This is a genomic window from Pusillimonas sp. ANT_WB101, assembly GCF_008369125.1.
Lineage (GTDB): Bacteria > Pseudomonadota > Gammaproteobacteria > Burkholderiales > Burkholderiaceae_B > Allopusillimonas.
Genome location: NZ_VOAY01000002.1, coordinates 262629 through 272147, shown reverse-complemented (window position 1 = coordinate 272147; position 9519 = coordinate 262629). Strand labels below are relative to the sequence as shown.

Here is a 9519-nt window from a genome sequence, read left to right as displayed (position 1 = left end):
ACAGCGCACAGGAGTTCCCCATCATGTCACAAGCACCACCTCTTCTTATTGTGCAAATGGGCAGCCCCTCAGACGTATTGCGCCGTCAGCTTGGTGAGCAATCAGACTGGTTCCGCGCTGCATTACGCCATCAGACACAGAACATCATTGTTGTTCGACCTGACTTGCAAGAAGAGCTGCCGGATGAATCCGACTTTTCGGTGGCAGTCATCACAGGCTCGTGGTCTATGGTGACGGATCATGATGACTGGAGCGATAGAACCGGCGCCTGGGCTAAGGGTTTAATTGAATCGGGCAAGCCCCTGCTGGGGGTCTGTTATGGGCACCAGCTAATGGCAGATGTCATGGGTGGCGTGGTTGATTACCATCCAGATGGTGGGGAGCTCGGCACCTTGCCGATCACCCTGAATGTGCAAGGCGAGGCAGACCCGTTTTTGGGCCAACTACCGCGCGTGTTCAATGCACACTTAACGCATATGCAATCGGTGCTCACGCCGCCACCCGGGGCGCAAGCCTTGGGCAGCTCTGCGCACGACGCTTATCAAATTTTGCGCTATGGGCCCAACGTACTCTCGGTGCAGTTTCATCCTGAATTCACTGTACAGATTCTCCAGGCAATTGTTGATGCGCGTGAAACAGTGCTTGGGGAGGAGGGCATCGACGTTTCTGAGCTACGGTCGGGTATCAAAGAGGCGCCGTTTGCCCGACAGATTCTTTTGATGTTTGCGCGCTTGTACGAGGATGGTCGTAGTTTGGTTTCACCCTAAGCCACAACTTGATAAGTTGTTGACGGCATACACGCTAGTTGTGTGCAGACCTTGCTTATAGACGCTTGCGATTCAGTTATTTTGCGCCCGCAGCGAGCAGTGCGGCCTCAATCTCCCGATAACCGTGTGAGCGCGCATGCTGAAGCGGAGTTACGCCATCTCGGTCTGCAATATTGGGGTTTGCGCCTGCCGCCAACAAAATACTCACAATCTGTTGGTGCTGCTCACCCCCGCGTCCTAGAATGATGGCCTCCAGCAAGGCCGTCCACCCCAGATTGTTCACATGGTCAATATTTACCCCTGCATTAATCAGTGTCTGTACAGTTTCTACATGGCCCCGCTCGGCAGCCGGGATTAACGCGGTGCCACCGTAGCGATTCGTACTTTGAAGATCTGCGCCATGCGTCAAGGTCATGTTCAGAATATCCAGATGCCCCCGTGCGCCGGCGTATAAGTAGGCGCTATCGTTAATATCGTCTTTTTTATTGACGTTTGCGCCCGCATCGATGAGCGCTTTGGCCGAGCGCACGTTATTGCCTCTGGTCGCAACAAGTAGCGCTGTCGAGCCCGAGGCATCGCGGGCGTCAATGTGTGCCCCTTCGGCAAGCAGTTTTTCTATGTCTGCGACGTTGTCGTTTGCAGCCGCAACATGTAAAGGATAGTCGCTCATAGGCCCTCCAGCGAGTGCGCTTGTGCAAGTAAGCGCCAAAAACATGGCACGGGCAATCGCTACAAGGAATCTAGCCATACGGCCTCCACCAAGAATTAAAAACGTAGCTGCTGTGGGCACGGCACGGGTGCGCAGACATCGGCCAAACATATTACTGCACGAGGTTTGTGTCTGGCTTAGTCTGCACCAATAGCCTTCAGGCCCTCGACGGCGCAGCCAGCGTCGATATCGCCAGAGGGCGCGCCACCGACACCGATACCTGCCACCAATACCTTGTCAAATTTGATCGGCAAGCCGCCCGCCTGAATGATTAGGCGTGAATCCATGTCGCGCAGCCCGTTATTTGCTGGCTTGGACGCGATGAATTCGGCCAGCCCTGCGGTGTCACGACCCAGTGCAGCGGACGTAAAGGCTTTGCCTTCCGCACTGCTTGCGGTGTGAGGCCCGGAATTGTCTGCTTTGAGTAGCACCTTGGTTGCTCCGTCGCGTGCCACGATGGCCACACTTACGTTGTGACCCTGTGCCGAGCAAGCTTTAAGTGCAGCTTGTGCTGCTTTGGTTGCCAGGTCGAGTGGCAGATAGGGCGAACTGGGCAGCTGGGTTGCCGCTGTTGCCAGGATGGGGGCGCACAGGAATGCAGCAAGTGAGAGCTTTAGAATCATTTTTATTCCTTTCAAGAGTAGGTAATAAAAGCTTATCTTGCGGCTCAGTGTTCGGATAGTCGTAGGGTTCGCGGTGGCCTACGTAGATCTACGGAGTCGCTTGGCCAGCCAGCCACAGGCGCGTGAGCTCGGCCTGCGATGTCGTGCCCAGTTTTGCACCAATGGATGCCCGGTGGGTTTCTACTGTACGCGGTGATAGGCCTAGCGCATCCGCAATTTGGCGCGTGCTAAAGCCCTGAGTTACCTGTTCAAGCACTTGGCACTCGCGGGGTGAGAGCAGTTTCAACAAGTTCAGTGTTTCAGCCTGCTCCGCGCGCTGGCGCAACATACGGTCGAGAGCGTCTTGTCCCCGTTGTATCGCGTCGATGAGATCCTGTTCTTCTATGGGTTTCGATAAGAAATCAATGGCACCGTTGCGGAATGCGCGCCGGCACGCGTCAATGTCCCCATGGCCCGAGATAATGATTGTGGGCCAATCAATGCCTTGCTCAGCTAACCGCTCATGCAACTTGAGCCCGGAAATTACGGGCATGCGAATATCCATAATCAGGCAGCCTGGCTGCAATCTAGCGGCGTGAGCCAGAAAAACCCCCGGGTCGGCGAAACCCTGAACCTTGACCCCAACAGTGGAAAGCAGCAGGCACAGCGCATTACGTACAGCTTCATCATCGTCAACAAGGTACACGGGGTGCGTCATCGTTCGTTCTCCTGCCGTGGTGCAATGCATGGGATCACAACCCTGAAGGTTGCGCCTGGGCCTTCGTCGACCAATACAAGCTCCCCATCGATACGCTCAACGAGTCGTTTACTGAGCGCCAGCCCAAGTCCTGTGCCACCTTCTCGCGTGGTAGCAAAAGGTGCAAACAGTTGGTCACGGATTTCGGGTGCAATGCCTGGGCCGTTGTCGGAAACATCGAGTACCGCCTGGTTAGCCTTCTGTTTTAAGACTACTACCACCCGTCCGTGGCTGTTTTGGCCCTCCAGGGCCTCTATCGCGTTGCGCGCAAGATTGAATACGACCTGCTCCATTTCAACCGGGTCTGCCATAACGAGTACGGGCTTATCTGGCGTGGAAAATGTAATGCGCACGCCGTAAGCGATTGCTTTAGAGCGCAGCAGTGCCTGTACATTGTGCAACGCCTCGCGCAGATCGAAGGCCAGAACAGGGGCGCGCTGCGGGCGCGACCAGTTGCGAAACCGGTCCAAAATGGATGATGCCCGCCTTGCCTGGGCCATAGTACTGTCCAGCACAGACTCCAGCGCGTCGAACTTTCCAAGTGTGATCAGCCGTTTGCTAGCCTGTGTTTGCGCCAAAATTGCGGTCAGCGGTTGGGTTAATTCATGGGTTAGGCCGCTAGCCATCTCCCCCAGTGCGTTGACGCGCGACGCATGAGCCAGCCGTGATTCCAACGCATTGACCCGTGCCTGCGCTGCTGCTGCGTGAGCACGAGCTTTAAGCCGCCATGCCGTCAACGCGGCCAGATAGATGAGGGTGACACCGACCAGCATCAATGCCATGGGCAGGAGTGGTAAAAGGTCGGCCCAGCCGATGTTAAGACCTGTTTCGAGTAGTAGCGGTTGGGACGTGCTGCCAATAGACTTACTAAATTGAATCAATTCAGGTGCATAGTGATAGCTAACAAGTGGCTGCCCATCCGGTAACGACAAACGAAGCACAACGTCTGGCCGCAACCAGAATGCGCCTGCTCCATCGAGCAGCTTCTCGGCATCAATGGCAAGCATCAGGCCATATCGGGCCAGGTTCGTGTTTGGGCTGCGCTTTATCAGTAGATAGTGGTGCGGTTGCCGAGGGTCTGGCATGAGCGCAACTTTTCCTGTGAGTGCGTTCGCTGTCGAATAGACCAGTTTTTCAAGTTCGGGAGCCAGCGGCGCGATGCCCGCGCTGGCAACATGTGTATCGAGCGCGACGAGTTGAACATCGTCGATTCGGGGGTAAAAATGTGTGATTGACGTTGCAACATCAAGAAACAGGCTGTGATCGCGTTCGCCGTGCGCCGAGGCAATCGCCGATAATGCCGTCAAATGAGCGTCATGTTGACTGACTCGTTGAGAAATCAGCCTGTATAGGGCATTGCTTTTTTCCGTAAGCCCATTGATTAGCGCTCGGTGTTCTGACATTGCCAGAATGCCGCAGGCAAGCAGCGCCAGAAGACACCACACCAGAATTGAAAGGTATGGGTTGTCATATAAAGGACGTTGGCGAGAGATCATTGGAGGATTATCCCAGCTCGATGCTGAGAAAAGTATATCGCGGCCTTGATTAGCTATTAGGCTAATGCGTGGATGACCGCCTGTGGATTGTGTTCGATAACATTGAGCAGCACCAGCGCGGGGCCACGTGGAGTGCGATCACCTCGTTCCCAGTGACGTAGGGTTGCTGTGGAAAAGCCGAAGCGCGCAGCAAACTGCTCCTGAGTCATTCCTATCTTGGCTCGTACTGCCTTCACGTCAACAACGCGGGAATGATGTACACGCACGCCACGCTCATCGCCCTTGGCGTGCGTATTAGCCTCTAAAAGGCCGTGCTAGATGCTGTGAAATGCGGTTCTCATGATTTTCGTCCTTTCCAGGTGCTGACCAGTATGTCGACCATGTCGGCCAACTCGTTACGCTCAGATTTGGTTAAATTGGACTTATCACCTTTGGCGAAGATCGTTAGTATATATAGCGGCATATGATCATCGTGGTAGTAATAAATGATGCGTGCACTTCCACTTTTGTCTGTTCAATTTCGGGACAAATAATGCAGCTCGTGGGTGCAATTAAACTCATACCGAGCTTGCTGCTATAAACGAGTCAAGAACCCCGTCTACACGTTGGTGCTGAAATGAACGACGCAACTGATTTTCAAACATCAAACGATGTTATCGATTTCTGGTTTCCTGAAGAGCGCATGACTGAAGTCGATGCGACTACCCATCGCGACCACTGGTTCTGGAGAATGCGGGGTGGGGCAGATGCCGAGATCACGGCTCGGTTCTCAGCGCTCACCACACTCGCCGCCGAAGGCCATCTCGCCGGCTGGGCGTCTGATCCCCACGGTAGGCTTGCCCTCATCATCCTGTTCGATCAGTTTTCGCGATCTGTTTGGCGCGGTACCACCCGAGCCTATGTACAAGATCCTGCCGCGCTATCGCTGACAATGGGCGGCATCGCCAATGGGCACTATGCGGCACTGAATAAGCCGTGGCTCAAGATTGTTTTTGGTCTGCCGCTAGGCCATTGCGAAGGGCCCGATCATCTTGATCGTCTCGATTTGCTGATCTCGCTTCGCGAAGACATACACACAGCGGCCCCGCCGCACCTGCAGCCCATATACCAGTCGCTGGTAAAGCAAGCGCGTGATGTGCGGCAGGTGATAGCAGCGTTTGGCCGCCATCCTCATCGAAATCAGCTCTTAGGTCGTTTATCGACGCCCGCTGAAAAGGAGTATTTGGCAGAAGGGCGGTTTCCGCATTTGAGGGCGTTTGAAGGTTGAAGTAATACAACGCGGTGCCGTCGCATAGGTATCGCGCATGGCGACACCCTCAGGTACGCGGTGTAGTTCCATCAGGCCCGCTAGCATGGCCGCCAAAGCCCACACGCAACCAACAGTAAGCAGGCCGGCAGACCAATGCCAGGCCGTTTCGCCCAGCCACACGCTGGCAAAGTCGGTGACGACGGCCAGCGACCAACAGGCGATCGGGAAATGAGCGAGGGCAGGATGCAGGAGATGGTGAGCAATCCTGCTCACCGGATACAAACATGAGATGTGTGCACGGGGTTGGGTGTTTCACCCTGTGCTGGCTATGCTGGCGTGATTATTCTATCTTTCCGCAGGCAATAGGCAAAGTAACCTGAGCGGGAATAGGGCCCAGGGATTTCACCGTTGCGGGCAGCTTGGTGTCATCTGCGACGCCGTGGATTAACAGGACGCGTTTGTTAAGATTAAGCGCCTGCCCATCAAAGGCCTTGGCAAATGCCGCTGACAATTCTTTTACGGATACGATCTTGTGATAATGATATGACCCGTCAGCAGACGCTTTTGGGTAATCGCCGTGTGCCACATCCATTTTCGCCGGCATGTCGTCAAACGGCACCATTGTTGTGCCTGATGCAGGCTCGGTTTCGATCAGGTCGACAAAGCCATCACCATTAGTATCGGCTGCAGGCGTTGCACATGTTGCCGCCATTTGCCCCTTAAGGCCATGAAAATGCTGCCAATGGGTGACGTTGGGTGGCGAGCCTTTGACCTTGATGTCGATGGTGAGGTCGTCCCCGTGAATCTTGAATGTAGCCTCGCCGGTCGTTGAAAAGCCGATTGCTTTCGCGTTCATCGGCTGCAAGGTTGCCGCGTAAGAATGATCGGTGGGGGCTGCTGTCGCAGCCTGGACCATCGCCGGGACGGCGAACGATCCAGCTACCAATATGGCAGCCATAAGTAGAGAAGGTTTGAGTTTCATCGCGTGAATCCTTATTGACATTCCCCAACCGTCGAGATGGCTGCTGGAGTGATTCTTGGGCCGGAGTAAGCACGGACTACTCAAATGTTAAGACTTAAAGCTTCTTTGGAAGGCTTTACATATGTTTGTGTTGTGGATATATCGAGTGAGAATATCCCTGGTTTTGTAGCTCTGAGGCCTCAACCCTATACGGCTTTTAAGAGTCGTGTGCGAACGTTGCCTCTGTTGCCGCAGTTTATCCATTTTTGTGTGGTGGCTAAACGTACCCATGTTCCAATGGTTTTATTCTGGCAAGCACATCGGCCAAGGCGTCTTTGGCACACGCCTGATCGTAACTTAGCTGCAGCCCAGTCCAGAACTCATCAGAAGTGCCAAAGTAGCGCGATAAACGCAGCCCTGTGTCCACAGTCACGGCACGCTTACCAGCCACAATCTCACTGATGCGTATTTGCGGCACACTGATTTCTTTCGCCAGCCGGTATTGGCTAATGCCCATGGGTTTAAGGAACTCTTCCAGCAAGATTTCGCCAGGGGTGGGGTAGGGTACAGTACGCATAATTACCTCTTTAGTGGTAGTCCACAATTTCGACGCGCTCGGCGTCTTGGCCGGTCCAGACGAAGCACACGCGCCACTGCCTATTGATGCGGATGCTGTATTGGCCTTCTCTATCGCCTTTCAACTGTTCAAGTCGGTTATTGGGCGGGATTCGCAAATCTGCGATTCGGGCGGCACGTTCCAGCATGGCCAACTTGCGCATGGCTACAGGTTCGATATTGACGAAGCGAGTAACACGGGTGCCTTTGAACATGGCTGCTGTGTCTTGACAAGCAAAGGACTTGATCATTCTGAATGGTAACGTATATCGTTAGTAATGCAAAGCGATAGTATGTTGAGTTTGAACAGGCTTACTGTGTGGGAAAACCCGACGATATCCTGTCGCATCATCGTTTACATCTCAGCGTTCAACAATACATTTACAAGGATAATATTTCGTCAGTTTTGCCAGCAACCGTGTAAATTTCAGTTGCCAGCGCGCGCTGTGCTCCGACGCTTTATGCTGTTACGATCAAACTCAACTCACTGTAGGGAGCCCGTTTGGTCAGTCATATGCACCCCAATCCATCCTTGTTCTTCGTTATCAACGGGGGCTCAGGCACCAGCGATTCAAGCGCCACTCGCCAAACGATTGAATCCGCAATGCGTTCGGCAGGGCGTCCATACCGTATGTTCGTCATTGACGGGCCCAGCGATGTAGATTCAACTGTAAAGCAAGCCGTAGAAGCCGCCAGCGCAGAGAGCGGCGTCGTGGTGGCGGTTGGCGGGGACGGAACCATCAACGCCGTAGCAAATACAGCACTGGGAAGCCGTTGCCTGTTTGGTGCACTCCCGCAGGGCACCTTTAATTATTTTGGGCGCACGCACGGCATCCCGGAGGATTTACAAGGGGCGCTAGATGACTTATTGCAGGGCGAGCCGTCGCCGGTACAGGTCGGGTTAGTAAATGATCGGGTTTTTCTTGTTAATGCCAGCGTAGGTTTGTACCCAGAGCTGCTTGAAGACCGCGAAGCGTTTAAACAGCGTTATGGTAGAAGCCGGCTCGTCGCGCTGTGGTCTGCCTTTGTTACGGCGCTGCACCATCATCGATCGCTGGACCTGGAGTTAGAACAGGAAGGCGAACGGGTTCATCTCCGGTCAACCACGCTGTTTATTGGCAATAACCGCCTTCAACTTGAACAGGTGGGCATGCGCGAGGCAGAGGCGGTCAAAGAAGGCCAGCTCGCCGCTATCGCGGTCAATCATGTAGGTACGTTGGCTATGTTGTGGCTGGCCGCGCGTGGTGCCTTGGGCAGGTTGGGCGACGCAGACAATGTCACCAGCTTTAGCTTTCGCAGCCTGACTGTCACTTCGTTTGGTAAGCGTGGCTCGCATCAAACCAGGCCTGCGACCAGTAGTCATAACCCACGCAAGCGCCGTATAAAAGTAGCTGCTGATGGCGAGATTATGTGGCTGCATACACCGCTGGAGTTTCGTGTGGCGCCCGAGCCGCTGCTGCTGATTAAGCGCCGCACGGACATCGACGCGGCATGAAACTAGCACTACACATATCGGACACACATTTTGGTACTGAAAGGCCTAAGGTCGTTAGTGCGCTAGAACGCCTGGCACACGCGCAAGCACCTGATGTAGTAATTCTGTCTGGCGACATCACACAACGCGCGCGGGCACGACAATTTACCGCAGCCAAGTCCTTTCTGGATCGCCTTGCAATTCCGTCCAGGTTAGTCATCGCGGGAAACCACGATATTCCATTATTTGATCTGCTTGCCCGTATATTTTGGCCGTACGGGCGCTACACGCGGGTCTTTGGGCCAGAGCTTGAGCCAGTTCTAGAAACCCCAGAGCTGTTGGCCATTGGGTTACGCACAACACGCCGGTATCGGCATATAGAAGGCGAGGTTTCTGCCAGGCAGATTAAACGCGTTGCACAACGCTTAAAGCAAGCAGAGCCCGATCAGTTGCGGATCGTTGTGACGCATCAACCCGTTTATGTAAAGCACGCTATCGATCAAGAACATCTGTTGCACGGCCACGAGCAAGCCATCCAAACATGGGCAGAGGCAGGCGTCGATTTGATATTAGGTGGCCACATCCATAGGCCATATATAAGTGCGCTGCACGATAGTGTTGCCAATTTGCCGCGTCCTGTATGGGCCCTACAGGCTGGTACAGCCGTATCATCGCGGATTCGCCATGATTCCAACAACTCTATTAACCTTATTCGCCATGGGGTCGATGGCAGATCGCGGCATTGTCTTGTGGAAAGATGGGATTATGATGAATCATGCGATGAATTTATGATGATCGAAAGTGAGGGGATGCAAGGCGTATAGGTGGCGCTACGACGGGCTATCGTCACCTTGCTGCAGGTGATGTTAACGCTCGTCGATATAGTCGC

General features: G+C 54.1%; 12 protein-coding genes and 1 pseudogene. 4 read left to right on the top strand and 9 right to left on the bottom strand.

What is annotated here, in order from left to right:
• Nucleotides 1-23: 23 nt before the first annotated feature.
• Nucleotides 24-767, top strand: coding sequence for a glutamine amidotransferase (locus FQ179_RS10235; RefSeq protein ID WP_149397209.1), 744 nt, complete (start codon nucleotides 24-26; stop codon nucleotides 765-767).
• A 76-nt stretch (nucleotides 768-843) separates the two neighbouring features.
• Here the strand turns inward: FQ179_RS10235 and FQ179_RS10230 are convergent, their stop codons facing one another.
• The 5 genes and pseudogenes from FQ179_RS10230 to FQ179_RS10210 form a co-directional block, all read right to left on the bottom strand.
• The gene (locus FQ179_RS10230) at nucleotides 844-1515 is read right to left on the bottom strand and encodes an ankyrin repeat domain-containing protein (RefSeq protein WP_149397208.1); all 672 of its coding nucleotides are present in this window, start codon (nucleotides 1513-1515) and stop codon (nucleotides 844-846) included.
• Nucleotides 1516-1613: 98 nt separating this feature from the next.
• Complete coding sequence (locus FQ179_RS10225) at nucleotides 1614-2099, bottom strand: heme-binding protein (protein WP_149397207.1); 486 nt, start codon at nucleotides 2097-2099, stop codon at nucleotides 1614-1616.
• Between the two features lie 88 nt (nucleotides 2100-2187).
• Nucleotides 2188-2796 (bottom strand): response regulator transcription factor, encoded by a 609-nt coding sequence (locus tag FQ179_RS10220; RefSeq protein WP_149397206.1) that lies wholly within the window; start codon nucleotides 2794-2796, stop codon nucleotides 2188-2190.
• The gene (locus FQ179_RS10215; protein WP_149397205.1) at nucleotides 2793-4331 is read right to left on the bottom strand and encodes a sensor histidine kinase; all 1539 of its coding nucleotides are present in this window, start codon (nucleotides 4329-4331) and stop codon (nucleotides 2793-2795) included. Before FQ179_RS10215 ends, FQ179_RS10220 begins: the two co-directional genes overlap by 4 nt.
• Before the next feature lie 56 nt (nucleotides 4332-4387).
• Nucleotides 4388-4672, bottom strand: a pseudogene (locus FQ179_RS10210) (helix-turn-helix domain-containing protein).
• A 275-nt stretch (nucleotides 4673-4947) separates the two neighbouring features.
• Between FQ179_RS10210 and FQ179_RS10200 the strand changes: the two are divergent.
• A complete protein-coding gene (locus FQ179_RS10200) occupies nucleotides 4948-5598 on the top strand; it encodes a DUF924 family protein (RefSeq protein WP_149397204.1) in 651 nt (216 codons plus the stop codon).
• Here the strand turns inward: FQ179_RS10200 and FQ179_RS22915 are convergent.
• The 4 genes from FQ179_RS22915 to FQ179_RS10185 all read right to left on the bottom strand — a co-directional run bounded on the left by FQ179_RS22915 (nucleotide 5527) and on the right by FQ179_RS10185 (nucleotide 7407).
• A complete protein-coding gene (locus FQ179_RS22915; RefSeq protein WP_370459860.1) occupies nucleotides 5527-5853 on the bottom strand; it encodes a DUF2231 domain-containing protein in 327 nt (108 codons plus the stop codon). The genes FQ179_RS10200 and FQ179_RS22915 overlap by 72 nt on opposite strands.
• A 67-nt stretch (nucleotides 5854-5920) precedes the next feature.
• Nucleotides 5921-6562: a hypothetical protein gene (locus FQ179_RS10195; protein WP_223146231.1), complete on the bottom strand. Its 642-nt coding sequence runs from the start codon at nucleotides 6560-6562 to the stop codon at nucleotides 5921-5923.
• A gap of 256 nt (nucleotides 6563-6818) precedes the next feature.
• On the bottom strand, nucleotides 6819-7118 hold the full coding sequence (locus tag FQ179_RS10190) for a HigA family addiction module antitoxin (protein WP_149397203.1): 300 nt from the start codon (nucleotides 7116-7118) through the stop codon (nucleotides 6819-6821).
• Between the two features lie 10 nt (nucleotides 7119-7128).
• On the bottom strand, nucleotides 7129-7407 hold the full coding sequence (locus FQ179_RS10185; protein ID WP_149397202.1) for a type II toxin-antitoxin system RelE/ParE family toxin: 279 nt from the start codon (nucleotides 7405-7407) through the stop codon (nucleotides 7129-7131).
• Between the two features lie 263 nt (nucleotides 7408-7670).
• Here FQ179_RS10185 and FQ179_RS10180 point away from each other — a divergent pair, with 263 nt between their 5' ends.
• Both FQ179_RS10180 and FQ179_RS10175 read left to right on the top strand, forming a co-directional pair.
• Nucleotides 7671-8651 carry a diacylglycerol kinase family protein gene (locus tag FQ179_RS10180; RefSeq protein WP_149397201.1) on the top strand — a complete coding sequence of 327 codons (981 nt, stop codon included), beginning with the start codon at nucleotides 7671-7673 and terminating at the stop codon, nucleotides 8649-8651.
• Nucleotides 8648-9454 carry a metallophosphoesterase gene (locus tag FQ179_RS10175; protein WP_149397200.1) on the top strand — a complete coding sequence of 269 codons (807 nt, stop codon included), beginning with the start codon at nucleotides 8648-8650 and terminating at the stop codon, nucleotides 9452-9454. Before FQ179_RS10180 ends, FQ179_RS10175 begins: the two co-directional genes overlap by 4 nt.
• The last annotated feature ends 65 nt before the right edge of the window (nucleotides 9455-9519 follow it).